Below are 24621 nucleotides of genomic sequence, written 5' to 3'. Positions count from 1 at the left end.
TCTCCCTAACCCTCTCCCTGAAGGGAGAGGGGACTGAACGGCAGCAAGCGGAACGCCGTACTTCCCGGCCATACCGAGCGGCGCCCTCTCCCTTCAGGGAGAGGGCGGGGGGAGAGGGGGATCCCAGGCACGGATTTTCAGTAGCAGACAGATGTTCCTGCCTGTGCCAGTGAGCGCGCAGACCTGAAGCCCTCTCAGCGCGGCGCGATATGCGCCACCATCAGTTGCACGCTTTCGTTGCCGCGGAACTCGTTGACGTCCAGCTTATAGGCCACTTCCGCCCAGCGCACGGTGGGGTTCGGCCAGATTTCGCGGTCGATGTTGAAGGCGATGGCGTCGAGCTGCAGCGAGCCGCATTCGGTCTTGAGCACCAGCTTCAGGTGACGCTCGCCGACCACGCGCTGCTGGACGATCTGGAAGATGCCGTGGAACAGCGGCTCGGGAAAATGCTGGCCCCAGGGCCCGGCCTGGCGCAGGGCGCGGGCCAGTTCCAGGTGGAACTCCTCGGCGCCCAGCTGGCCGTCGGAGAGCAGGCGGCCGGTGAGATCGTCTTCATCCAGCTGGCGGCGCACCTCGGCATCGAAGGCGGCGGCGAAGGCGCCGAAGTTTTCCTGCGGCAGCGACAGGCCGGCGGCCATGGCGTGACCTCCGAACTTGCTGATCAGCCCCGGGTGGCGCGCCGCCACGGCGTCCAGCGCATCGCGGATATGGAACCCCGGTACCGAACGCGCCGAGCCCTTGAGCGTGCCATCGCCGGCATCGGCGAAGGCAATGGTCGGGCGGTGGTAACGCTCCTTCAGGCGCGAGGCGAGGATACCGATCACGCCCTGGTGCCATTCCGGGTCGAACAGGCACAGGCCGAAAGGCATCTCTTCCATCGGCAGCTCCTTGAGCTGGGCCAGCGCCTCGCGCTGCATGCCCTGCTCGATGGCCTTGCGGTCCTGGTTGAGCTGGTCGAGCTGCACGGCCATGTCACGGGCGACGCTTTCGTCCTCACAGAGCAGCAGCTCGATCCCCAGAGACATGTCATCCAGGCGGCCGGCGGCGTTCAGGCGCGGGCCGAGGATGAAGCCTAGGTCCGTGGAGGTGATGCGCCGGCAATCGCGCCCGGCGACCTCCAGCAGCGCACGCAGGCCTGGGCGGGCGCGGCCGGCACGGATGCGAGCGAGGCCCTGGTGCACCAGGATGCGGTTGTTGGCGTCCAGCGGCACCACGTCGGCGACGCTGCCCAGGGACACTAGGTCGAGCAGTTCGGCGAGGTTCGGCTCGGCGATACCGCGCGCAGCGAACCAGCCGCGTTCACGCAGGCGGGCGCGCAGAGCGAGCATCACGTAGAAGATCACACCGACACCGGCCATGGCCTTGCTGGGGAAATCGCAGCCGGGCTGGTTCGGGTTAACGATCGCATCGGCGGCGGGCAGCTCCGGCCCCGGCAGGTGGTGGTCGGTGACCAGCACGCGCAGGCCGGCGGCCTTGGCGGCGGCCACGCCGTCGATACTGGAGATGCCGTTGTCCACGGTCACCAGCAGCTCCGGGCCCTTCTCCAGCGCCACGGCGACGATTTCCGGGGTCAGGCCGTAGCCGTACTCGAAGCGGTTGGGCACCAGGTAATCGACCCAGGCCGCGCCGAGCATGCGCAGCGCCAGCACGCCGACGCTGCTGGCGGTAGCGCCATCAGCGTCGAAGTCGCCGACGTAGAGAATCCGCTGACCCTTTTCCAGCGCATCGACCAGCAGCTCCACCGCCGCGTCCACACCCTTGAGCTGCTGGTACGGGATCAGCCGCGCCAGGCCCTTGTCCAGCTCGGCGGCGCTCTGTACGCCGCGGGCGGCGTAAAGACGGGTCAACAGCGGCGGCAGGTCGCCCAGGTCGGGCAGGGTTGGCGGGAGGGGGCGGGATTCAATGCGCATCAGGCTTCCAACTATTCCTTTCTCGACTCTTATCTCGCGCCTTGCGAGCTAGAGCACGGCAAGGCGGAAGTAGGCACGGGCGGCGGAGTTTACTTTAGTAAATGAGCACGCCCGGGCCTACTTCCAACGCAGCCGGGCCGACGCACAGCTAGCGCGATTAGCGTTCGCCCATCAGCCATTCCACCTGCAGCTCGTGCTGGCCGCGCTCGTCGGTCACGAAGATGGTCCCTTCGCTGATCATCACGGTCCAGTTGATCGAACGCGGCAAATCGCGGGAGATTTCCTCCAGCGCGTCCTGGGGCATGGCGACGACGTTGAGGTTCTTCAGGTGGCGCACGCTGTCGAGCACCTTGGTGGTCCACACGCGCAGGTTGCCATAGGCGACCAGGGTCAGCTTCTCGCAGCGGCGCGAGCACCAGGTCAGCCGGTCAGCGTCGGGCTGGCCGACTTCGATCCAGTGCAGCACGCGGTCGTCCAGGCTCTTTTCCCAGAGCGAGGGCTCTTCCACGTCGGACAGGCCGCGTCCGAACGCCAGCTGCTCGTTGTACCAGATGACGTAGGCGAGCAGGCGCACCGCCAGGCGCTCCTCGGTTTCCGAGGGATGACGGGCGACGGTGAAGCGCAGGGTCTCGTAGACCCCCCGGTCGAGGTCGGTCAGGCTGATATCGGCTTTGTAGGGCGTGGCGGACAGGGCCATGGGAGTTCCCGGCGAATTTTCGAAGGCGGCAAGTCTACCGCGAAAGCGCCGCCACCGTGGCTCAAGTGCGCGGACGTCGGTCGGCTCCGGGCTCAGGCGCGGCCAGCTCGATGCGGTTGCGGCCCTTGGCCTTGGCAGCATAGAGCGCCTGGTCGGCCAGCGATAACAGGCGCAGCAGGTCATGCCCCGCCTCGCGCGTGGTAGCGATGCCAATGCTCACGCTCAACTGGCCCTCGGCCATGAAAGGCAGCTCGGCGAACTCGCGGCGCACCCGCTCGGCCACCTGGCAGGCGCCCTCGGTATCGGCCGCCACCAGCAGGCAGGCGAATTCTTCGCCGCCGATGCGGGCGAACTGGTCGTGCTTGCGCATGCGCGAGGCGGTGATGCGGCTGAATTCCACCAGCACGCGGTCGCCGGCGGGGTGGCCGAAGGAGTCGTTGAGGCGCTTGAAGTTGTCCAGGTCGCAAAGCAGCAGCGAGGCCTGCTCGCCGCGCTCGGCGCACAGGCGCAGCAGGCGCTCGCCGGTTTCCATGAAGGCGCGGCGGTTACCCACCCCGGTCAGTGGGTCACTCAGGGCGGCGCTGCGGAACTGCAGCTCGGCGCGCTCCTTCACCATCGCCAGGGTGGCGAAGGCGATGCCGATGGCAAACAGCATGGTCTCGAAGACCAGGAAGGTGAAGAAGGTCGAGCCCTGGCCGTTGTTGGCGACGCTGGCGAACGGCATGCCGCGATCCACCACCAGGCGCACACCGTAGACGATGGTATGCAGGACCAGCAGCGCCAGGGTCGGGCGTAGCTCCACTTCCAGCTTGAGGCGACTGCGCCAGAGCTCGGCGATGGATGCCAGACAAAAGGCAATGGTGATCGCCGTGCTGACCAGCACTCGCGCGGGAAGGGACTCGTAGAAAGCCGGGACCAGGCAGAGCACCGCCCAGAGCGCAGCGCCCGTCCCCATCAGCGGCCAGTTCGGCTTGCGCCCGGCGAAGACGCGCATGGCCGTCCAGGTCATGGCCGAAGACAGGTGCAGCACAACGTTGCCCAGCAGGATCGCCACCCAGTCGAAGCCCATTCCACGCAGGGTGCCGAGGAAAGTACCGATGGCGCCCAGCAGCAGCGCGGCGCTCATGTAGCCCAGGGTCGGGTCGCGGCGGCCGCTGTGCCAGGCGAAAGCCATCAGCACACCTACCAGGGTCAGGACGTAGAGGTCGACGACAACCAGCGTCGGCAAATGCAACGTCATGCAGCCCCCTCGCCACCCGCCTGCGCGCATTCGTCGGGGAATGCCGCCAGGCCAAGGGGCTGTTTGCGAATCGGCGAGCGCATCACGGTGTACCTGTCCGAAAACCGGCGAGCTGAAGTAAGAAACATCCTTGAATGCCGCTACTCTACGCGCGCCAAAGGTCGGCGCAAAGCGCCGTTGCCAGGCGTCTGCCCGGCGGCCTGTTCGAAGCGACGCACAAGGGTTAGAGTCCGGCGATTCCCATCTGATCGGACAGACCGATGAACAGCACCGCCAAACCCCTCGCCGGCCTCAAGGTCATCGAACTCGGCACCCTGATCGCCGGCCCTTTCGCCTCGCGCCTGTGCGCGGAATTCGGCGCCGACGTCATCAAGGTCGAATCCCCCGATGGCGGCGATCCGTTGCGCAAGTGGCGCAAGCTTTACGAAGGCACCTCGCTGTGGTGGTTCGTGCAGGCGCGCAACAAGCGCTCGCTGACGCTGAACCTCAAGCATGAGTCCGGCCGCGAGGTGCTGAAGAAGCTGCTGGCCGAGGCCGACATCTTGATCGAGAACTTCCGCCCCGGCGTGCTGGAAAAGCTCGGCCTGGGCTGGGAGGTGATCCATGCGCTGAACCCGAAGCTGGTCATGGTGCGCCTGTCCGGCTTTGGCCAGAGCGGCCCCTACAAGGATCAGCCCGGCTTTGGCGCGGTGGGCGAATCCATGGGCGGGCTGCGCTACATCACCGGTTTCGAGGATCGTCCGCCGGTGCGCACCGGCATTTCCATCGGCGACTCCATCGCCGCGCTGTGGGGCGTGATCGGCGCGCTGATGGCGCTGCGGCATCGCGAGGTGAACGGCGGCCCCGGCCAGGTGGTCGACGTGGCGCTCTACGAGGCGGTGTTCGCCATGATGGAGTCCATGGTTCCGGAGTTCGACGTGTTCGGTTTCATCCGCGAGCGCACAGGCAACATCATGCCCGGTATCACGCCGTCCTCCGTGCACACCACGGCGGATGGCAAGCACGTGCAGATCGCAGCCAACGGTGACGCCATCTTCCGCCGCTTCATGACCGCCATCGGCCGCCTCGATCTCGCCGAAGACCCGGCCCTTGCCAGCAACGACGGCCGCGATGCACGGCGCGATGAGCTCTACGGCATCATCGACCGCTGGGCGCGCTCCGAATCGCTGGAGACGGTGCTCAAGGTGCTGAGCGAAGCCGAAGTACCGGCCAGCCGCATCTTCTCCGCCGAGGACATGTTCAGCGACCCGCAATTCCTCGCCCGCGAGATGTTCCTCTCGGCGAAGCTGCCGGATGGCAAGCCGTTCCGCATGCCGGGCATCGTGCCCAAGCTCTCCGACACCCCCGGTAGCGCCGAGTGGATCGGGCCCAAGCTGGGCGAGCATACCGATGAGGTGCTGAGCGGGCTGGGTTACGACGCGACGACTATCGCCGCGCTGCGCAAGGTCGGCGCCGTCTGACACGAGACTTGTAGGAGCGAGCTTGCTCGCGAAGGATTTCGCCGCCTATCGCCGCGCCAAGCGGTTCGCGAGCAAGCTCGCTCCTACAGGACGGCCGGTCTTACATTCGCGCGCCGGGATCGGTCAGCCGGCTTCCTGCTCCGGTTGTTCGGTCTGGGCGATGAACTCCAGCATCTTTTCACTGCCGTCCAGCAGGTCGGCGTGGATTGCCTCGCGTGCGGCGGCGCCGTTGCGTTCGCGCAGGGCGCGCAGGACATCCCAGTGGTGCTCGATGGCCATGCGTTCGTTGAAGTCGGCGTAGGCCTGGGCGATCAGCGGGCCGGTGCGCATCCACAGGCTGTCGAGGAAGGCACGCAGCAGCGGCATGCCGGCGATGTCGGCGAGGGCAAAGTGGAAGGCCTGGTTGAGTTTGAGCGCCAGCACCAGATCGTCGGCGTGAATCGCGTCGAGGTTCTCGCGGATGTTGGCTTCCAGATCATCCAGCTGCGCGTCACTGGCGCGTTCGGCGGCGGTCTGCGCGGCAAGGCCTTCGAGCGCAACGCGGATGCTGCGGATCTCCAGGTATTGCTCGCGGGTCAGCAACGGCACGCGGATGTCACGCGGCGTCTTGAGCACCAGCGCCTGTTCCTTGGCCAGTTGCAGGATGGCATCGCGCACCGGGGTGACGCTGGTGCCAAGCTGCTGGGCGAGGTCGCGGATGCGCAGGCGGTCGTCGGGCTTGAAGCGACCGGTGATCAAAGCCTCGCGCAGAAGCGCGTACACGCCGCTGCCCAGGTAGGAATGATTGAGCCCTTCGATCGGGTAGTTCATGGCCGTCTCATCGCGTGGTGCGGAATTCGGGCGCGCATGATGGTCGCTGCTCGCTGCGAATGCCAACCGGTTTCACACATGCTGGCCGCCGTTGACGTGGATTTCCGCGCCGTTCACGTAGGACGCGCCGCTGGTGCAGAGGAAGTGGATCAGCGAGGCGACCTCCTCCGGCTTGCCCAGGCGGTGCATGGGAATGTCGCGCTCGACGATCAGCTCGGTGCCCGAGGACAGGATGGCCGTGTCGATTTCCCCGGGCGCGATGGCATTCACCCGCACACCGTGCGGGCCGAAGTCGTGGGCCATCTCGCGGGTCAGCGCTGCCAGCGCGGCCTTCGAGCAGGCATAGGCGGCACCGGCGAACGGATGCACGCGGGAGCCGGCGATGGAGGTGACGTTGATCACCGAGCCCTTGGCCGCCTTCAACTCGTCGAACAGCCCGCGCGCCAGCAAGGCCGTGGAGAACAGGTTGACGTTGAACACCTTGAGCCAGGTGCCGTAGTCGCTGCCCAACACGCCCAGGCGCTCGCCTTCCGGGCCCTTGGGCGAGATACCGGCGTTGTTCACCAGGGCATGCAGGGTGCCACCGAGCTTCTCGCGGATCATCGGCAGGCTGGCCTGCACGCTGTCGATGTCTTCCAGGTCGAGGTGGATGTGGTTGATCAACCCTTCGGCCCAGGGGCATTCGGCGCTCCAGTCCTGGCGCGAAGCGGTGAACACCCGCCAGCCGGCGGCGTTGAAGTGCTTCACCGTGGCGTGGCCGATGCCGCGGCTGGCGCCGGTGAGAAGCAAGGTACGGGTCTGGTTCATAAGTGCATCCCCTTTGCTGTTCGTTTGGGTCCGTGGACCTATGTCGCCAATAAAAACATGATGCATCATGTTTTGGAAGATGTTTTAATCGGCCCAGCTTGGTCCTACTACGAGCTATCCGAACAACAACAAGAAACGGAGCACCTTCCCATGATCGACTTCACCCGTTCCGCCCGTTCTTCTCCCTGATGTCCGAGGGCGTATCAGCCGGCCTTCCAGCTTGATCCGGCGTAGCGCCCCACTCTTGAAGCTGCCCTCTTATTCATGGGCCGGATTGGCCCGCTCAGGAGTCATCGCATGTTCAAGAAAGCCATAGCACTGATGATGTTGGCCGGCGCCGCCACCCAGGCCCAGGCTGAAACACTCACCGTGGTGTCCTTCGGTGGAGACAACAAGGTGGCCCAGGAAAAGGCCTTCTACAAACCCTTCGAGCAGCAGGCCAAGGTCACCGTCCAGGGCGCCGAGTACAACGGCGAGATGGCCAAGATCAAGGTCATGGCCGACACCGGCAAGACCAGCTGGGACGTGGTCGAGGTGGAATCCCCGGAGCTGATCCGTGGTTGCAGCGAAGGCCTGTTCGAGCAGCTCGACTGGTCCAGGCTGGGCAAGCGCGAGGACTTCCTCGACGCTGCCGTAAGCGACTGCGGCGTGGGTATCTTCATCTGGTCCACCGTGCTCACCTACGACGCCCGGAAGCTCGCCAGCGCGCCCACCGGCTGGGCCGATTTCTGGGACGTGAAGAAATTCCCCGGCAAGCGCGGCCTGCGCCGTGGCGCCAAGTTCACCCTGGAATTCGCCCTGGAAGCCGACGGCGTGAAGCAGGCCGACCTGTACAAGGTGCTGGGCACCAAGGAAGGTGTGGACCGCGCGTTCAAGAAGCTCGACGAGATCAAGCCGTATATCCAGTGGTGGGAGGCCGGTGCGCAACCGCTGCAGTGGCTGGCCGCCGGTGACGTGGTGATGACCAGCGCCTACAACGGACGCGTCGCCACCGCGCAGAAGGAAGGCCGCGACTTCGCCATGCAGTGGAACGGCAGCATCTACGACCTGGACCACTGGGCCATCGTCAAGGGCAGTCCGAAGAAGGACCTCTCCGAGCAGTTCATCGCGCTGGCCAACAAGCCCGAGCACCAGAAGGTCTTCGCCGAGAATATCCCCTACGGCCCGACCAACAAGAACACCATCCCGCTGATCGACCCGGCCATCGCGGCGAAGCTGCCCACCGCGCCGCAGAACCTGGAGAACGCGCGCGCCATGGACACCGAGTTCTGGATCGACCACGGCGAAGAGCTGGAACAGCGCTTCAACGCCTGGGCCAGCAAGTAAGCCCGCGCCGACCGCTCGGCTCCACGCCGGGCGGTCGCACTTGTTCGCCGCACTCTGGAAACACCGCTCGACCCGCAACACCTCGCTGAATCCTGCTGGAGATGTACCCGTGCCCCTCAATACCGCTCCCGTCCACGACCACCTGCTGGAAGCGGCCCCCGCCCAGGTGAGCGACGCCCAGGCCGCTGCCATCGCCGAGGAATACTTCGGCCAGCGCGGCACGCTGCACCGCCTCGCCGGCGAGCGCGACCTGAATTTCCACATCGCCTGCGGCCATGGCGACGACCGCCTGCTGAAGCTCTCGCACCCGTTGGAAGACCCACAGGTCGTGGACTTCCAGACCCGCGCCCTGCTCCGTGTCGAGGCGCAGGACCCGACCCTGGCCGTACAGCGCGTCCACCCTTCGCTCAACGGCGAGCACCAGATTCCCCTCACCGTCGACGGCCAGCCGATGATTGCCCGGCTGTTCTCCTTCGTCGACGGCGTTCCGCTGCACCGCGTGCATCAGCGCAGCCGCGCCCTGCGCGAGAACCTGGGCGACGACCTAGCCCGCCTGGGCCTGGCGCTCAAGGGGTTCGAGCACCCGGCCACCGCCGGTCACGAACTGCTCTGGGACCTCAAGCACGCCTCGCGCCTGCGCAACCTGCTGGCCTACATTCAGGACCGGGAGCAACGCGCTCTGGTCGAGCGTTTCCTCGACAACTTCGAGCGCCATGCCCTGCCCCGCCAGGCCACGCTGCGCGCCCAGGTCATCCACAACGACCTGAACCCGCACAACGTCATAGTCGATGCCCAGCACCCGGACCAGGTACGCAACATCCTCGACTTCGGCGACATGGTCCATGCGCCGCTGATCAACGACCTCGGCGTCGCCGCCGCCTACCAGGTGGGCGAACCGGACGCACCGCTGGCCACCGCTTGCGAAATGATCGCCGCCTACCACCGCCGCTGCCCGCTGCTGGTCGAGGAACAGGAAATCCTCGCCGACCTGATCGCCACGCGGTTGATCATGACCCTGAGCATCACGGCCTGGCGCGCCAGCCTGCACCCCGAGAACCGCGACTACATCCTGCGCAACACCCGCCACGCCTGGCAGAGCCTGCAAGGCCTGGCCAGCCTGAGCCGGGAACAGGCGCAGGAGCAGATCATTGCGGCCTGCCAAGCCGCCAGGAAAGAAGAGGAGCCCCGCCCATGACCATGCCCAACGGATTCAGCGCCGCCGATGCCGAGCGCCTGAGCGCACAGGAGCGCCGCCTGATCGAGCGCCGGGCGCGCCTGCTTGGCCCGGCCTACCGGCTGTTCTACGAGCGTCCGCTGCACACCGTGCGCGGCGAGGGCGTGTGGCTCTACGACAACCAGGGCAACCGCTATCTCGACGCCTACAACAACGTCGCCTCCATCGGCCACTGCCACCCGCGCGTGGTGCAGGCCATCGCCAACCAGGCAGCAGTGCTGAACACCCACACGCGCTACCTGCAGGAAGGCATCCTCGACTACGCCGAGGACCTGCTCGCCACCTTCCCCGCTGGCCTGGACCAGGTGATGTTCACCTGCACCGGCAGCGAGGCGAACGACCTGGCCCTGCGCATCGCCCGCCAGTACACCGGCGGCACCGGGGTGATCATCACCCGCTTCGCCTACCATGGCGTCACCGGGACCATTTCCGAACTGTCGCCGTCCCTCGGCGCCGGCATCACCCTGCCCGCCCACGCCCGCACCGTGATTGCGCCGGACGCCTACCGGCTGGGTCTGGAGAACGTCGGCAAGCTGTTCGCCGACGACGTGCGCGCCGCCATCGCCGATATGCGCGCCCACGGCATCAAGCCCGCCGCGCTGCTGCTCGATGGCATCTTCGCCAGCGACGGCGTGCTGGCAGGCCCGGCCGGTTTCCTCGCCGAAGCGGTGAAGGTCGCCCAGGACGAAGGCCTGCTCTACATCGCCGACGAAGTGCAGAGCGGCTTCGCCCGCACCGGCGACACCATGTGGGGCTTCCAGCGCCACGGCGTGCAACCGGACCTGGTTACCCTCGGCAAGCCCATGGGCAACGGCCAGCCCATCGCCGGTGTGGTGGTGCGCCCGGAAATCCTCGAAAGCTTCGGTCGCGAGGTGCGCTACTTCAACACCTTCGGCGGCAACCCGGTGTCCTGCGCAGCCGCCCAGGCGGTGCTCGACGTGATCCGCGACGAGCAGCTGCAGGAACGCTCCCAGCGTATCGGCACCTTCCTCGCTGACGGCATCCGCCAGTTGGCCGAGCGCCATGAACTGATCGGCGACGTACGCGGCGCGGGCCTGTTCCTCGGCGTCGAACTCGTCACCGACCGCGCGTCGAAGTCTCCCGCCGCCAACCAGACCCGCCAGGTGGTCAACGGCATGCGCGAGCGCGGCGTGCTGATCAGCGCCGCCGGTCCACTGGAAAACATCCTGAAGATTCGCCCGTTGCTGGCCTTCGAGCAGGAACATGCCGAGCTGTTCATCGATTGCCTGGACAAGTCGCTGAAGGACGTCACCGCCTGACACTTACCTCCTTCAGAAACGACGCGGGCCGCGATGCACATGCATCGCGGCCCGTTTCATTTCGGCTGACAGAAAGGTCAGAAGCGCACGCCGACGTTGATCATCGCCGCCGAGCCGCCCAACACCACGAATTCGGCACCGACCGGCCCCAGATGCGCCCCGACCGAAGGAATGATCGCCGGCGCCACGCCGAAGCGGTTCAGCGGAATCTTGTCGCGGTAGTCGCCACGATAGCCCTGCAGCGCGCCGCCTGTGACCTTGGCGTAGAACGGCGTGCCTTCCCAGTCGAAGCGCTTGCCGGCGTAGACGTAGTTGGAGCGCTGGCTGAAGGAGTTCTTGAAGGTCGCGCCGCCCCAGACGATGCCATCGGCGCGGTTACGCTCGAGGCCGATCAGTTCCTGGTGGTTGTTGTGCTCCGGATCGTGGGTCCAGTGGGTGGTGTAGACGCTGGTCTGCAGGTACCAGAATCCCCCGTCGTCATCGGCCATAGCGGTGCCACAGCCGAGGGTCAGCAACAGAGCGATCAACAGGCGGCGCATGGTGGGCTCTCCGCGTCAGCTCAAAGGGTCACGCGGCTGGCGCCGTTGACGGACAGGATGCGAACGCGATCACCGACTCGGAACTGCTGGGAATCCACCGCCTGGACATAGGCGCGGGTGCCGCCGTCATCCTCGCGGACCACGATTTCGACGCCCTGGGTGCGGGTGATGCCCTCTTCCACCGCCGAGCCTGCCGCGCCGCCAGCAACGCCGCCAAGAATGGTGGTAATGGCCTTGCCGCGGCCGCCGCCGATGGAGTTGCCGGAGATACCGCCGACCGCCGTGCCGGCCAGGGTGCCGATAGGCGTCTTGGTGCCTTCGATCTGCACCGGCCGCAGGGACTCGACAGTACCCATGCGCACGTTCTGCACGGCGCGGGCATCCGCACGGGAGTAGGAAGAACCCGACAGGTTGGAAGCGCAGCCGCTCAGCAGAGCGGCGCTGGCAATCAGGGCAGTCAGAAGCAGCGTGGGACGATTCATGATGTTGACCTCGGAAGGCTCTCAAAAGTGATGGTGAAAAGCCTAACGAGCGGTCCCTGAACTCCCCCTGAACCCTCTCTGAACCAACGCTGAACGAAGCTGAACGAACTTTCTTTCAGCCTTCCAGGGCAATCAGTTGCATCCGACTGCGTTCGAACCAGCGCAGCAGATAGTCCGCCAGAAGCTGCGTGCGGCGCGGCAGGCGCCTCTGGTACGGGTGAATGAGGAACACCGGCTGGGTGCGGGTCTGGTAATCACGCAGCAGCCAGACGAGGCTGCCTTCAGCCAATTCCTGCTGAATCATGTAGGACGGCAGTCGGCTGATCCCTGCGCCGGCCAGAGCCGCTTTTTTCAACAGGGTGTAGTGGTTGCTCGCCAGCAGGCCATTCACTGTCACACGGAACAGTTCGTGGTGGCGCTGGTAGAGCCAGACGTCGCTGTCCTGATAGTGGGTGTTCTGCAGGCAGGAATGTGCGGCCAGCTCCGCGGGAGCCTGCGGCACGCCGTGCTCGGCGAGATAGGCCGGTGTCGCGCAGGTCAGCTCCTGAAGGGCGAACAGCGGCCGCGCCACCAGACGCTCGTCCACTGCCAGGCTGCCCGAGCGGATGGCGAGGTCGAAACCGTCCGCCATCAGGTCGCGGCGCTCGTTGGACAGGTCCAGCTCCAGACGGATGTCCGGGTACTGACGGGAAAACTCCATCAGCCAGGCATCGAAGAAGGTCTCGCCCAAGGACACCGGCACACTCAGCCGGACCTTGCCCTGCGCCTCCTCCTGCAACGCCAGCACCGCCTGCCGCGCCCGTGCCGCCTGTATGTTGAGCGCCTGGGCCTCGGGCAACAGCGCAGCGCCCGCGGCGGTCAGCGACAGACGCCGTGTCGTACGGTGCAACAGCGTCGCCCCCAACGCCCGCTCCAACGCGGACATCCGCTTGGACAGTTGGCCCTTGCTGCAGCCGAGCTTCTCGGCCGCACGGGTGAAGCTACCGCTTTCGAGCAGCACGGCGAAGGCGGCGAGAGCTTCCAAGTCACTGGCGATTGTTTCCATATGAAAACCAAAGGTTATCGATTGGCTGGATTATCAAAACAGAAAGCCACTCTAGACTGAATTCACTTTCAGCCAAACACCTCAGTGGAGTGCTTATGAAAATCATCCTGATCGGCGCCAGCGGAACCCTCGGCCGGGCGGTCGACAACGAACTGTCACCACGCCACGAGATCATCCGCGTCGGCCGCAGCAGCGGCGACTATCGCGTGGACATCACTGACAGCGCCTCGATCCGCGCACTGTTCGAACAGGTCGGCGGCTTCGACGCGCTGATCAGCGCCGCCGGCAAGGTGCACTTCGGCGCGCTTTCTGAAATGGGCGAGGCGGAAATGGCGGTCGGCCTGAAGGACAAGCTGATGGGCCAGGTCAACCTGGTGCTGATCGGCAGTCAGTACGCCAACGACGGGGCGTCCTTCACCCTCACCAGCGGCATCCTCAGCGAACAGCCCATCGTCCTGGGCAGCTCGGCCAGCCTGGTGAACGGCGCAGTGGAAGGCTTCGTGCGCAGTGCCGCACTGGAGCTGCCGCGCGGTCAGCGGATCAATGCCGTGAGCCCGAACGTGCTGGTGGAGTCGATGGAAGGTTACGCGCCGTTCTTCCGCGGCTTCAAGCCGGTGCCGGCCGCCGATGCCGCGCTGGGCTTCGCCCGCAGCGTGGAAGGCAAGCAGAGCGGGCAGGTGTACAAGATCTGGTAAACCAACGGCCTCACCCCGTCCGCTGACGTAGGGCGTACAACCGTTCGCGGTTGTACGCCGATAATCCGTGGCTCGATAGCGCTGGCAATGCCCACTCGGAGCGCGCTGGGGGCAGGACAAACGGCGTATAACGTCGAACGTTATACGCCCTACATTCTGCGTCAGTCGTTGGCCTTGCTCGCGAACCGCCCCTACTCGGCCCTCCCGGCATAGCACACCGGCGAACTCCCCTCGCCCTGCTTCTCCAACTCGTCCTCGAGGAACTCCGCCAGCACCCGGGCGTTGTTGTGCTCCTCGTCCTTGGCCGCATAAAGCAGCGTCAGCGTACCCTTGCGCGCCAGGTCCAGCATCCCGATCCAGTGCTCCGGGTGGGCATTCAGCTCGCCGTGGTAGGCCTTGCGGAAGTCCTCGAACAGACCCGGATCGTGGTGGAAGCGCTGGCGCAGTTCGTTGGACGGCGAGGCCTCCTTGGCCCACTGCAGCATGTGCAGGTCTTCCTTGCGAATTCCCCGTGGCCACAGGCGATCCACCAGGACCCGCTGGCCATCATCCTTCGTCGCCGGTTCATAGGCGCGCTTGCAACGAATCATCCGAAAACCTCCTCGTCGGCTTGAGATGGCCGGCTTCGCTGGGTAACGTGGGCGCACTTTCGAGGGAGCCCGTTCCATGCGATCCAGCCGTTTCATTCTGTTCAGCCTGCTGCCCCTGTTCGCCGCCTGCCAGGTGTGGACGCCGAACAAGACCGATCTTAATGCTTCCACCCGCCTGCAGGGCGAACTGACTCGTCAGGACGGCAAGCTGGTGTTCCGCAGTTGCACCGAGCAGCGCCGCTTCAGCATCGAGGACACCGGCAATACCGGCCTGCCCCGCGACGCGCTGGAGATGTTCAACGACGGCGCCACCTCGCTGTACGCCGACCTGCGCGGCAGCTTCAGCGGCAGCAGCGCCCAGGGGACCGACGGCAAGCTGGAGGTGGCCAAGGTCTATCGCCTGCAGAACGAAGGCTCCGGCTGCGACGACCCGAACTTCAAGCGCGCGGTGGTCCGCGCCCACGGCAATGAGCCGGGCTGGAGCGTACTGGTGAACAGCCAGGGCATGCTGATCGAGCAACCGGGCAAGGAGTCGCTGGCGCTACCGTATATCGCCGAAGGCGTACCCGATGGCAGCACCAGCTATTCCAGCGAAGCCAACGGCGAGAAGGTCGAACTCTGGGTCGCCCCGGCACGCTGCCAGGACAGCATGAGCGGCGCGCTGAGTAACCTCTCCGCCGAGCTGCGCCTGGATAACAAGGTCATGCGCGGGTGTGCCTATCCGGGCGGCTCCAGCGGCGATTGATCACACCCGGCTGCGAACACCCCGGAGACCTAGGAGCAACTGTCTTCTTCTGATAGTTCGTGCCTGGGACTTCCCCTCTCCCTAACCCTCTCCCTGAAGGGAGAGGGGACCGGTTCGGCGTCGGCTGAATCAATGGCGTCAGCCGGCACGGATAGCTCCCTCTCCCTTCGGAGCGGGGCGCGCAGCCAGGGCATGCCTAGGCACGATATTTCAGGTAGGAGCGGCCCCCGCTAGATCAGCAACCCCGCCGCCATCAATCGTGCCTTGAGCACGGCGAATTCGCCCTCGTACTCCCAGTACGCCAGCCGGCCATCGCTGGCGGTGACCAGCACGTACTTCTCGCTGATCGACTGGATGCGCTCGACGCGCACCAGCTTCTCGACGAAATCCGGGTCCGAGACCTGCTCGATCACCTCGCGGTTCTGCTCGTCGTAGCCGTGCATGATGAACGCCGCGCGTACCTTCAGGCTGATGAAACTCATGCTCCGGGTCCTCCTCGAAGAGCGGCGTCGGCCGCGTGCAGGGCGTGCAATGCAGTGGTATCGAACAGCGGCACCGACGAATCCGCCGCGCCGACCAGCAGGGAAATTTCCGTGCAGCCGAGGATCACCGCTTCCGCGCCCTGCTCCACCAATGCCCCGATGATGCGCCGGTACTCTTCCCGCGACTCGTCGCGAATCCGCCCCAGGCACAGTTCCTCATAGATGATCCGGTGCACCACCTGGCGATCGGCCTCGTTAGGCGTCAGCACCTTCAGTCCGAACTTCTCCACCAGGCGATCCTTGTAGAACGCCTGCTCCATGGTGAAGCGCGTGCCCAGCAGGCCGACCGTGGAGACGCCCGCCGCGCGGATCGCCTCGGCGGTCGGGTCGGCGATGTGCAGCAGCGGGATATCCACCGCCGCCTCGATGGCCGGCGCCACCTTGTGCATGGTGTTGGTACAGAGCACGAGGAAGTCCGCGCCCGCCGCCTTCAGCGAACGCGCCGCATCAGCCAGCACACGGCCGGCGGCGTCCCACTCGCCGGCATGCTGCAGGCGCTCGATGTCGTGGAAGTCCACGCTGAACAGCGCGACCTTCGCCGAGTGCAGGCCACCCAGGCGTTCCTTGATGCGTTCGTTGATCTGCCGGTAATAGGGAATGGTCGATTCCCAGCTCATGCCGCCGATCAGGCCGATGGTTTTCATGCTTCCCTCCATGGGTATCAGTCCAGTCCGATGCAGGGCAGATCGCCGGGCAGCGCGGCGCCGTGCTCGGCGCACTGGCGCACGGCCTCGATCAGCGGATCGAGGTCGAAGCCCTGGGAGATCAGCCACAACGGGTTGTAGTAGGTGGTCTCGTAGCGCTCACCGCCATCGCACAGGATCGCCACCACCGAGCCACTCTCGCGCCGCGCCACCATCTGCCGCGCAGCCAGCAGCGCGCCGATCAGGTTGGTGCCGCTGGAGCCGCCGACGCGCCGGCCCAGGCGTTGGGCGAGATAGTGCATGGCGGCCAGCGAAAGGTCGTCCGGCACCTTGCAGCAGGCGTCGAGCACGTTGGGCAGGAAGGACGCCTCCACCCGCGGCCGGCCGATGCCCTCGATGCGCGAGCCGTAGCTCAGGGTCAGGTCACGATCGCCGGTCTTGTAGGACTCGAAGAACACCGAGCGCTCGGCATCGGCGCAGAGCACGCGGGTGTCATGCCGGCGATAGCGGGCGAAGCGCCCCAGGGTCGCCAGCGTGCCGCCGGTACCGGGGCTGGAGACCAGCCAGGCCGGCTCGGGAAAGCGCTCGTGGCGCAACTGCTGGAAGATCGACTCGGCGATGTTGTTGTTCGCCCGCCAGTCGGTGGCGCGTTCGGCGTAGGTGAACTGGTCCATGAAGTGGCCGCCGGTTTCCTTCGCCAGCCGCTCGGACTCGGCGTAGATCTGCGTCGGGTCCTCCACCAGGTGAGCCTGGCCGCCGTAGAAGGCGATCTGGGCGATCTTTTCCTTCGAGGTGCTGGCGGGCACCACGGCGATGAACGGCAGGCCGACCAGGCGGGCGAAGTACGCCTCGGAGATCGCCGTCGACCCGCTGGACGCCTCGATCACCGGCGCCCCCGGCTTCAGCCAACCGTTGCACAGCGCATAGAGGAACAGCGAGCGCGCCAGGCGGTGCTTGAGACTGCCGGTGGGGTGGCTCGACTCGTCCTTGAAATACAGGTCCACGCCCGGCAGGCCGGGCATGTCCAGGGGGATCAGGTGGGTATCGGCGCTGCGCTGGAAATCCGCTTCGATGATGCGGATCGCCTCTCGGGTCCAGTTGCGTTCCTGGGTCGCCATCGTGTCGTTCTCCTGGCAGGGCAAGCGATTCAATAGGTTCAGTCCAGCACACCGGCGGGCGCTGTGGGCGGCGCGCTGCGCCATTGGCTGAGGGCGACGCCGGCGAACACCAGGCCGGCGGCCAGCGCCTGCTGACCGCTGAGTACCTCGCCCAGCAGCAGCGCGGCGAATACCAGGGTGAACACCGGGATCAGGTTGATGAAGCCAGTGGCCTGGCTCGCCGGCAGGCGGCTGACGCCGAAGTTGTACAAGCCATAGGCACCGACAGTGACCACGCTGCCCAGGTACACCAGGGCGAACCAGCCGGTCGGGCCGGGCGCCGCCGGCAGGCCGGAGGTCGTCAGCGCCAGCGGCAGGAAGAACAGCGAACCGATGAACGCCTGCATGGCGGTGAGGATGAAGGGCGAGTAGCGCGCCGACAGGTGCTTGAGCAGCAGGGTGTAGCCGGTGGCGCAGAGCATCGCCAGCAGCTCGTAGAAATTGCCCAGCAGCGGATTGGGCGCGTGGCTGTCCGGCTCGCTGGCCAGGGTCAGCCAGAGCGAGCCGAGCACCGCCAGGGCGAAGCCCAGCCAGGTGTTGCGGGCGATCTTCTCATGCAGCAGGAAGAACGCGCCGACTGCCACCAGCAGCGGCAACAGCGCGGTGATCATCCCGGCCTGCGCGGCGCTGGTCTGCTGCAGCGCCAGGGACTCGAAGATGAAGTACAGGCAGGGCTCGCAGGCGGCCAGCGCCAGCAGCCACTTCCAGTCGCCGGAGCGGTAATCGACGCGTCCCCGCCAGCGCCAGGCGGCGAGGAAGATCAGGCTGCCCAGCGCCATGCGAGCGAAGATCACCCACATGGCCGGCATTTCCTGGAAGGCGAATTTCAGTGCAATGAACGAGCTGCCCCAGAGCGCCATGGCCAGCACCAGGCACGCGAGGGCGAACGGCCGGGATTGCTGCACGGGACGCTCCAGTCAAAAGGTCCCCGGAGTATAGGAGGCGCGCACTGGCGGCCGACAGGTACAGAATCGCGGGGAAACTGTATGGGCTGGATATCTTTCGTAGGAGCGAGCGTGTTCGCGAACAGATTCACCGGCAACTCCATCGCTGACGCGGTTCGCGAGCAAGCTCGCTCCTACAGTTGGCGGGATGATTTGGCGTGATCCTGAAAGATTCGCTTCCGCCGCAAGGGAATTCGCGGACAAGGTCCGCTCCTACGAAAAACTTCCCGGCTCCGGCTCTGAAGGCTTCCAGAGAAACACCCGCGCACTCCGAACGGCCCTGTTCAGGAGGCCTCGTTGAAGCGGAGTTTCAGGGGTTGAGCGGCATGGATGCCGCGAGAGCCGCGATGGGCCAGGGATGGCCCTTCGCGGCGTGCCCCTGAAACTTCGCTTCAACGAGGGAATTTTTCGCCTAAGCGAAAAACCGGATGTCCGGGGCAAGCCTTTTGGTTACTTTTTGGGGGGGCGGCCTTCCGTCGTTTGGAAAAGTAACTCGCCCGAGGGGGCGAAACGAAAAGCCCACGCGCACGCCGAAGCGACGCGGAACACCCAATCCAGAAGTATCGCCAACAAGACTCAAAATCAGTCCCAGGGCTTACCCTGGGTCCCCCGCTCCACCGGCACGCGCTGCTGCATCGCCGCCTTGGCCAGCAGGTGCGCGCTCACCGGCGCGGTGATGAAGAGGAACACGGTGATCAGGACCTCATGCAGGCTGACGCCTTCGCCACGCGAGCTGAAATACAGCAGCGAAGCCAGGACGATTCCGCCCACGCCCAGGGTCGAGGCCTTGGTCGGCGCATGCAGGCGCGTGTAGAAGTCCGGCAGGCGGTAAAGGCCGATGGCACCGAGCAGGGCGAACAGGCTGCCGGCGAGCAACAGCAGGCAAACCAACGCTTCAATGATCATTCGATGATGTCTCCCCGGAGGAGGAACTTGCACAGCGCCACGGTGCTGACGAAGCCCATCACCGCGATCAGCAGCGCCGCCTCGAAGTACAGGCCGCTGCCCTTCCAGATGCCGAACAGCACGATCAGCGCGATGGCTTTGATCGACAGGGTATCCAGCGCGAGGATGCGGTCCGCCACCGACGGCCCGCGGATCAGCCGCGCTACGGTGAGCAGCACGGCGACGCCCAACAGCGCCAGGCAGATCGGGATCACGATGCCGAGCACGGGAACACCTCCTTCAGCGGCGCCTCGTAGCGCGCCTTGATGTCCGCCACCAGCGCCTGTGGGTCCGGTACGTCGATGCCGTGGACCAGCAGTGTGCGGCGGTCGACGGACAGGTCGGCAGAACAGGTGCCCGGGGTCAGGGTGATGACGCTGGCGAGGATGCTGATGGCCAGGTCATCGGTCAGCTCCAGGGGAATCTCGACGAAGCCCGGTTGCAGTTTCGCCTTCGGCCCCAGCACCAGTTTCGCCACCTGCAGGTTGGCGACCACGATGTCATAGAGCACCAGGCCGATGAAGCGCAGCAGCAGACCCGGCCGCTGGATGCGCGGCGCGGCCAGCAACAGGTTGCGGCACAGCAGCGGGATCGTCAGGCCGAGGAAAGCACCGAGCAGCCAGTGGCCGAGGGAGAAATCATTGACCAGCAACAACCAGCTCAGCAGCAGCACGCCGCTGAGCAACGGGTGCGGCAGGATGCGCCGAATCATGCGCCACCTCCCAGCAGGATCGCCTGGCGGTAGAGCCCGGCATCCAGCAACTGCGCCGCCGTGGCCTGCGCGTAAGTGATCAGCGGCCGCGCGGCGACCACCATCAGCGGAGCGCTGGCCAGCAGGCCGAAAGCGGCGAGCATTTTCACCGGCTCGCGATTGGCGCTGCCCAGCACGCTCAGGCCGGTCCGCCAGAACAGCGTGCTGCCGGCGCGGCTCAGCGCGACTAGGGTGACCAGACCACTGACCAGTACCACGCTCCACAACGCAATGGCGTCGCTGCCGCCACTCACCGAACGCAACAGCATCAGTTTGCCGAGGAAGCCCGACAGCGGCGGCAAGCCGGCGACCGCAATAGCACCGAAGAAGAACGCACCACCCAGCAGATGCGGTTGCAGCAGCGCCGGCCCCTGCACCAGTCGGCCGCCCTTGTCGCCACGCTGGCGGGCAATGAGATCGGCCAGCAGGAACAGGCCGCCGGCCACCCAGATGCTGTGCAGCAGGTAGTAGAGCGCGGCGGACAGCGCCTCCGGCGTGTCCAGCGCAATGGCCGCCAGCAGCGTGCCGGCAGAAACCACCACCAGGTAGGACAGCAGGCCTTGCAGCGTGGTCGCCGCCAGCGCGCCCAGCGCACCGGCGACTATCCCGGCCAGCGCCAGCGGCCACAGCCAGGCCTGCGCGAGGTTCGCCAGTTCGCCGGCCTGCTCGCCGAAGATCAGCGTGTAGACCCGCAGGATGGAGTAGATGCCCACCTTGGTCATGATCGAGAATAGCGCCGCCACCGGGGCGCTGGCCTCGGCATAGGCTTTGGGCAGCCAGAAGTACAGTGGCAGCAGCGCCGCCTTCAGGCCGAACACCACCAGCAGCAGCAACGCTGCCGCACGCACCAGTGGCGCCTGCTCGGCGCTCAGCTGGGCCACACGTTCGGCCATGTGCGCCATGTTCAGGGTGCCGGTGATGCCGTAGAGCATGCCCACCGCAATGAGGAAGAACGCCGAGCCGACGAGGTTGAGCACCACGTAATGCAACCCCGCGCGCACCCTTCCGGCCCCGCCGCCATGCAGCAGCAGCGCGTAGGAGGCGATCAGCAGGATCTCGAAGAACACGAACAGGTTGAACAGGTCGCCGGTGAGGAACGCCCCGTTCAGCCCCAGCAATTGGAACTGGAACAGCGCATGGAAGCGCTTGCCACGCCGGTCATCCCCACGCACCGCGTAGATCAGTGACAGACTGGCGAGCAGCGCGGTGGCAGCGATCATCAGCGCACTGAGACGGTCCAGCACCAGGATGATGCCGAACGGCGGCTGCCAGTTGCCCAGCGCGTAGAACTGCACCACGCCGCTGTCGGCCTGTTGCAGCAGCACGGCGGAAAGCGGCAGCAGTGCCACGGTCGCGAGCAGCGACAGGCCGCGTTGCCAACGCTCGCCCACCAGCAGCAGCGCGCAGCCGGCTAACAGCGGCAGCAGGACGGGCAGGATCAGCCAGTGGTTCATCGACCGTCCTCCCCTTCTCCACCATCCACATGGTCACCGCCGGTTTCCGCCAGCCCGCGCAGGGCCAGCACGATGACGAAGGCGGTCATGGCGAAACCGATGACAATGGCGGTCAGCACCAGCGCCTGGGGAATCGGGTCTCCGGCGTTGGCGACCTGGCCGATCACCGCCGGGTCGCCGGCCAGCCGGCCCATGGCGAAGAGGAACAGGTTGACCGCGTAGGACAACAGGGTCAGCCCCAGCACCACCGGGAAAGTGCGTGCGCGCAGCAGCAGGTAGACGCCGCTGGCGGTCAGCAGGCCGAGGGCGATGGCGAAAAGCGCTTCCATCAGGGCGCCTCCTTGGACAGCACGGGCTCCGGTGGTGCGGTGACCGAACCGAGGCCCGAAAGGATCAATAGCGTCGCGCCGACGACAGTGAAGTACACGCCCAGGTCGAAGAGCATGGCGGTAGCCAGTTCGATATCACCCACCAGCGGAATGTGGAAGTGGCCGAATGCCGAGGTGAGGAACGGGAAGCCGAAGAACCAGGCGCCCAGGCCAGTCAGCCCTGCGATCAGCACACCGACGCCGGCCAGGCGGCTGTAGTCCAGCGGCAGGCGCGTGCTCACCCAGCGGCTGCCGCAGGCGATGTACTGGAGGATCAGCGCTACCGAGGTGATCAGCCCGGCGATGAACCCGCCGCCCGGCAGGTTGTGCCCGCGCAGGAAGATGAACACCGAGACCAGCAGCGCCAGCGGCAGCAGCAGGCGCGACAGCGTGGCGAGGATCGGCGGGAAGCGGTCTTTCGCCCAGGCGCGCCCCTCGTCGTCAGCCTCGCGGCGCAGCAGGCGCAGGCCGTCCAGCAGCGCGAAGATGCCGACCGCGGCAATCGCCAGCACGGTGATCTCGCCCAGGGTATCGAAGCCCCGGAAGTCCACCAGGATCACGTTCACCACGTTGTGTCCGCCGCCACCGGTGACGCTGTTCTCCAGGTAGTAGCCAGCGATGCTGTCATAGGGGCGGGTGAGCACGGCGTAGGCCAGCAGCGTGACCATCACCCCGGCACCCATGGCGATCACGAAATCGCGCAGGCGGCGCAAGCTGCTGGAGGTTTTCGGCGTGCGTGCCGGCAGGTAGTACAGCGCCAGCATCAGCAGGACCATGGTCACCACCTCCACCGACAGCTGGGTCAGCGCCAGGTCCGGCGCGGCGAAGCGGGCGAAGGCGAGCGCCACCAGCAGGCCGGCGATGCTGAGAATGACCAGCGCGGTCAGGCGCTGACGGTGGAACCAGACGGTAAGCGGCCCGGAGATGGCCAGCAGGACCAGGCCCAGGGCGGTGATGCCGTCCAACGGCGTCTGCGCCCGGTTACCTTCGATACCCGGCAACGGCGCGAGGCCGGCGAACACCACGACCACGGCGGCCAGCACCAGCAACATCGAATAGCGCTGCAGCGAGCCGCTCTCCAGGTAGTCGGTAACCCGCGCGGCAAAGCGCACCACTCGCTGCACCTGTTGCTCGAACACCCGCTTGGCATCCATCGCCGGCAACCCGGCGTACCAGTCGAACAGCGGCTTGCGCAGCACGTAGAGCAATATACCGCCGGCGGTGGCGACGAAGCTCATGGCCAGCGGAGCGTTGAAGCCGTGCCAGATTGCCAGGCTGTACTCGGGCAGCGCGCCGTTCAGGCTCGACGCGGCGGCGCCGGCCAGCAGGGGGCCGACGATGATCCCCGGCATGACGCCGACCAGCAGGCAGATCAGCACGAGGATTTCCACCGGCACCTTCATGTAGCGCGGCGGCTCGTGAGGGTGCGGGTTGGGCAGGTTGATCGGCTCGCCGTTGAAGAACACGTCGTGGATGAAGCGCACCGAGTAGCTCACCGAGAACAGCGCACCCAGGGTCGCCAGCGCCGGGATCAGCCAGTTGAAGCTGCCCATCATGTTCTGCGCCAGGGTCTCGCCGAAGAACATCTCCTTGCTGAGGAAGCCGTTGAGCAGCGGCACGCCGGCCATGGACGCCGACGCCACCATCGCCAGCACGGCGGTGTGCGGCATGTACTTCCACATGCCGTTGATGCGGCGCATGTCGCGGCTGCCGGTCTCGTGGTCGATGATCCCGGCGGCCATGAACAGCGAGGCCTTGAAGGTGGCGTGGTTGATGATGTGGAAGATCGCCGCGACGTTGGCCATGGGCGAATCCAGCCCGAACAGCAAAGTGATCAGGCCCAGGTGGCTGATGGTCGAGTACGCCAGCAGGCCCTTGAGGTCGTTCTGGAACAGCGCCATGAAGGCGCCCATCAGCAGGGTTGCAAGGCCCGTCAGGCTGACCAGGTAGAACCACAGGTCGTTGCCCGACAGCAGCGGATAAAGGCGCGCCAGCAGGAACACGCCGGCCTTCACCATGGTTGCCGAGTGCAGATAGGCCGACACCGGCGTCGGCGCCGCCATCGCATGGGGCAGCCAGAAGTGGAACGGGAACTGCGCGGACTTGGTGAATACACCGAGCAGCACCAGGCACAGCGCCAATGGGAACAGCGGGCTGGCCTGCAGCACCTCGCGGGCCCCGAGCACCGTGGAAAGCTCGAAGCTGCCGACCACGTGGCCAATCAGCAGGATGCCGGCAAGCAGCGCCAGGCCGCCCCCACCGGTGACCGCCAGCGACATGCGCGCGCCCTTGCGCGCGTCCGAGCGATGGCCCCAGAAGCCGATCAGCAGGAACGACGAGAGGCTGGTCAGTTCCCAGAACACCAGCATCAGCAGCAGGTTTTCACTCAACACCACGCCAAGCATTGCGCCCATGAACAGCAGCAGGAAAGCGAAGAAGCGCCCGGCAGGCTCCTTCTCCGACAGGTAATAGCGGGCGTAGAGGATCACCAGCAGGCCGATGCCGAGGATCAGCAGGGCGAACAGGAAGCCCAGGCCGTCCAGGCGCAGGCTGAGGTTCAGGCCCAGTTCCGGCAGCCAGTCCACGCGCTGCACCAGTGGCTCGGCGCCCAGCACGGCGCGCTGGGACATCAGCAGGATCAACCCGGCGAGCGGCACCCCGCCGGTAGCGGCAGCGCAGGCGGTGCGGCCGAAACGCTCAGCGAGCAGCGGCAGCAATACCCCGAGGAAAGGCAGCGCAATGATCAGCGCCAACGTCATGACCCACTCCTTTTCACCGCCGCACGGCGTTCAGACAGGCAACCCCGCGCACAGGCAGCCGGCTTGCAAAGACGACGATTATCCATATCTATCGATTACGCGTCATGGATTGAATTATTACGAAATAGCAAGCTTGAGCCGCATCAGCATTGAGCTTCGGCAGATTTTGCGATCCCCCAAACGATAGCGCGCGACAG

General features: G+C 66.0%; 25 protein-coding genes. 6 read left to right on the top strand and 19 right to left on the bottom strand.

The annotated features are described in order from the left end of the window. Positions 1–194 precede the first annotated feature (194 nt). The 3 genes from recJ to C167_RS32935 form a co-directional block, all read right to left on the bottom strand. Entirely contained in the window at positions 195–1910 is a 1716-nt protein-coding gene (gene recJ / locus C167_RS0125160) for a single-stranded-DNA-specific exonuclease RecJ (protein WP_017521082.1), read from the bottom strand. Between the two features lie 157 nt (positions 1911–2067). Then, positions 2068–2607, bottom strand: a complete 540-nt coding sequence (locus C167_RS0125155; protein ID WP_017521081.1) for a YaeQ family protein — start codon at positions 2605–2607, stop codon at positions 2068–2070. Positions 2608–2668: 61 nt separating this feature from the next. Continuing rightward, the gene (locus C167_RS32935; protein ID WP_037006347.1) at positions 2669–3847 is read right to left on the bottom strand and encodes a sensor domain-containing diguanylate cyclase; all 1179 of its coding nucleotides are present in this window, start codon (positions 3845–3847) and stop codon (positions 2669–2671) included. Positions 3848–4107: 260 nt separating this feature from the next. On the opposite strand from C167_RS32935, the gene C167_RS0125145 reads away from it, so the two are divergent. After that, positions 4108–5307: a CaiB/BaiF CoA transferase family protein gene (locus tag C167_RS0125145; protein WP_017521079.1), complete on the top strand. Its 1200-nt coding sequence runs from the start codon at positions 4108–4110 to the stop codon at positions 5305–5307. Positions 5308–5430: 123 nt separating this feature from the next. On the opposite strand, the gene C167_RS0125140 is transcribed toward C167_RS0125145, so the two are convergent. After that, the gene (locus C167_RS0125140; protein WP_017521078.1) at positions 5431–6117 is read right to left on the bottom strand and encodes a GntR family transcriptional regulator; all 687 of its coding nucleotides are present in this window, start codon (positions 6115–6117) and stop codon (positions 5431–5433) included. Positions 6118–6189: 72 nt separating this feature from the next. After that, complete coding sequence (locus tag C167_RS0125135) at positions 6190–6924, bottom strand: SDR family NAD(P)-dependent oxidoreductase (protein ID WP_017521077.1); 735 nt, start codon at positions 6922–6924, stop codon at positions 6190–6192. Between the two features lie 297 nt (positions 6925–7221). Between C167_RS0125135 and C167_RS0125130 the strand changes: the two genes are divergently transcribed. The 3 genes from C167_RS0125130 to C167_RS0125120 all read left to right on the top strand — a co-directional run bounded on the left by C167_RS0125130 (position 7222) and on the right by C167_RS0125120 (position 10764). Then, entirely contained in the window at positions 7222–8250 is a 1029-nt protein-coding gene (locus C167_RS0125130) for an ABC transporter substrate-binding protein (protein WP_017521076.1), read from the top strand. A 109-nt stretch (positions 8251–8359) separates the two neighbouring features. After that, a complete protein-coding gene (locus tag C167_RS0125125; protein WP_017521075.1) occupies positions 8360–9445 on the top strand; it encodes a phosphotransferase in 1086 nt (361 codons plus the stop codon). Beyond that, positions 9442–10764 carry an aspartate aminotransferase family protein gene (locus C167_RS0125120; protein ID WP_017521074.1) on the top strand — a complete coding sequence of 441 codons (1323 nt, stop codon included), beginning with the start codon at positions 9442–9444 and terminating at the stop codon, positions 10762–10764. Before C167_RS0125125 ends, C167_RS0125120 begins: the two co-directional genes overlap by 4 nt. Positions 10765–10841: 77 nt before the next feature. Here the strand turns inward: C167_RS0125120 and C167_RS0125115 are convergent, their stop codons facing one another. The 3 genes from C167_RS0125115 to C167_RS0125105 all read right to left on the bottom strand — a co-directional run bounded on the left by C167_RS0125115 (position 10842) and on the right by C167_RS0125105 (position 12830). Then, the gene (locus tag C167_RS0125115; RefSeq protein WP_017521073.1) at positions 10842–11303 is read right to left on the bottom strand and encodes a hypothetical protein; all 462 of its coding nucleotides are present in this window, start codon (positions 11301–11303) and stop codon (positions 10842–10844) included. 20 nt (positions 11304–11323) lie between these two features. Beyond that, positions 11324–11785, bottom strand: a complete 462-nt coding sequence (locus C167_RS0125110; RefSeq protein WP_017521072.1) for a glycine zipper 2TM domain-containing protein — start codon at positions 11783–11785, stop codon at positions 11324–11326. 115 nt (positions 11786–11900) lie between these two features. Then, a complete protein-coding gene (locus C167_RS0125105; RefSeq protein WP_037006346.1) occupies positions 11901–12830 on the bottom strand; it encodes a LysR family transcriptional regulator in 930 nt (309 codons plus the stop codon). Between the two features lie 95 nt (positions 12831–12925). Here C167_RS0125105 and C167_RS0125100 point away from each other — a divergent pair, with 95 nt between their 5' ends. After that, positions 12926–13525, top strand: a complete 600-nt coding sequence (locus C167_RS0125100; protein ID WP_017521070.1) for a short chain dehydrogenase — start codon at positions 12926–12928, stop codon at positions 13523–13525. A gap of 191 nt (positions 13526–13716) precedes the next feature. Here C167_RS0125100 and C167_RS0125095 read toward each other — a convergent pair whose 3' ends face one another. Next, positions 13717–14115, bottom strand: a complete 399-nt coding sequence (locus C167_RS0125095; RefSeq protein ID WP_017521069.1) for a DUF488 domain-containing protein — start codon at positions 14113–14115, stop codon at positions 13717–13719. A 76-nt stretch (positions 14116–14191) separates the two neighbouring features. Between C167_RS0125095 and C167_RS0125090 the strand changes: the two genes are divergently transcribed. Continuing rightward, on the top strand, positions 14192–14860 hold the full coding sequence (locus C167_RS0125090) for a COG3650 family protein (protein WP_017521068.1): 669 nt from the start codon (positions 14192–14194) through the stop codon (positions 14858–14860). A gap of 230 nt (positions 14861–15090) precedes the next feature. Here the strand turns inward: C167_RS0125090 and C167_RS0125085 are convergent, their stop codons facing one another. The 10 genes from C167_RS0125085 to C167_RS0125040 form a co-directional block, all read right to left on the bottom strand. Beyond that, positions 15091–15342 (bottom strand): hypothetical protein, encoded by a 252-nt coding sequence (locus tag C167_RS0125085; RefSeq protein ID WP_017521067.1) that lies wholly within the window; start codon positions 15340–15342, stop codon positions 15091–15093. Beyond that, the gene (locus C167_RS0125080) at positions 15339–16046 is read right to left on the bottom strand and encodes an aspartate/glutamate racemase family protein (protein WP_017521066.1); all 708 of its coding nucleotides are present in this window, start codon (positions 16044–16046) and stop codon (positions 15339–15341) included. The genes C167_RS0125085 and C167_RS0125080 overlap by 4 nt, the downstream gene beginning before the upstream one ends. Before the next feature lie 17 nt (positions 16047–16063). Further along, positions 16064–17164 carry a PLP-dependent cysteine synthase family protein gene (locus C167_RS0125075; protein WP_017521065.1) on the bottom strand — a complete coding sequence of 367 codons (1101 nt, stop codon included), beginning with the start codon at positions 17162–17164 and terminating at the stop codon, positions 16064–16066. 38 nt (positions 17165–17202) lie between these two features. Continuing rightward, a complete protein-coding gene (locus C167_RS0125070) occupies positions 17203–18108 on the bottom strand; it encodes a DMT family transporter (RefSeq protein WP_017521064.1) in 906 nt (301 codons plus the stop codon). 621 nt (positions 18109–18729) lie between these two features. Continuing rightward, entirely contained in the window at positions 18730–19053 is a 324-nt protein-coding gene (locus C167_RS0125065; protein ID WP_017521063.1) for a Na+/H+ antiporter subunit G, read from the bottom strand. Then, positions 19050–19319, bottom strand: a complete 270-nt coding sequence (locus C167_RS0125060; protein WP_017521062.1) for a K+/H+ antiporter subunit F — start codon at positions 19317–19319, stop codon at positions 19050–19052. The genes C167_RS0125065 and C167_RS0125060 overlap by 4 nt, the downstream gene beginning before the upstream one ends. Continuing rightward, complete coding sequence (locus C167_RS0125055) at positions 19304–19804, bottom strand: Na+/H+ antiporter subunit E (RefSeq protein ID WP_017521061.1); 501 nt, start codon at positions 19802–19804, stop codon at positions 19304–19306. The genes C167_RS0125060 and C167_RS0125055 overlap by 16 nt, the downstream gene beginning before the upstream one ends. After that, positions 19801–21297 carry a monovalent cation/H+ antiporter subunit D gene (locus C167_RS0125050; RefSeq protein ID WP_017521060.1) on the bottom strand — a complete coding sequence of 499 codons (1497 nt, stop codon included), beginning with the start codon at positions 21295–21297 and terminating at the stop codon, positions 19801–19803. The genes C167_RS0125055 and C167_RS0125050 overlap by 4 nt, the downstream gene beginning before the upstream one ends. Continuing rightward, positions 21294–21626 (bottom strand): Na+/H+ antiporter subunit C, encoded by a 333-nt coding sequence (locus C167_RS0125045; protein ID WP_017521059.1) that lies wholly within the window; start codon positions 21624–21626, stop codon positions 21294–21296. The genes C167_RS0125050 and C167_RS0125045 overlap by 4 nt, the downstream gene beginning before the upstream one ends. Next, positions 21626–24424, bottom strand: a complete 2799-nt coding sequence (locus C167_RS0125040) for a monovalent cation/H+ antiporter subunit A (protein WP_017521058.1) — start codon at positions 24422–24424, stop codon at positions 21626–21628. Before C167_RS0125040 ends, C167_RS0125045 begins: the two co-directional genes overlap by 1 nt. Between the last annotated feature and the right edge of the window lie 197 nt (positions 24425–24621).

Source organism: Pseudomonas nitroreducens TX1 (genome assembly GCF_000313755.1).
Classification (GTDB): domain Bacteria; phylum Pseudomonadota; class Gammaproteobacteria; order Pseudomonadales; family Pseudomonadaceae; genus Pseudomonas; species Pseudomonas nitroreducens_A.
Note: the sequence above shows the minus strand (reverse complement) of the source record. Positions and strands in the feature narration are given on the sequence as shown.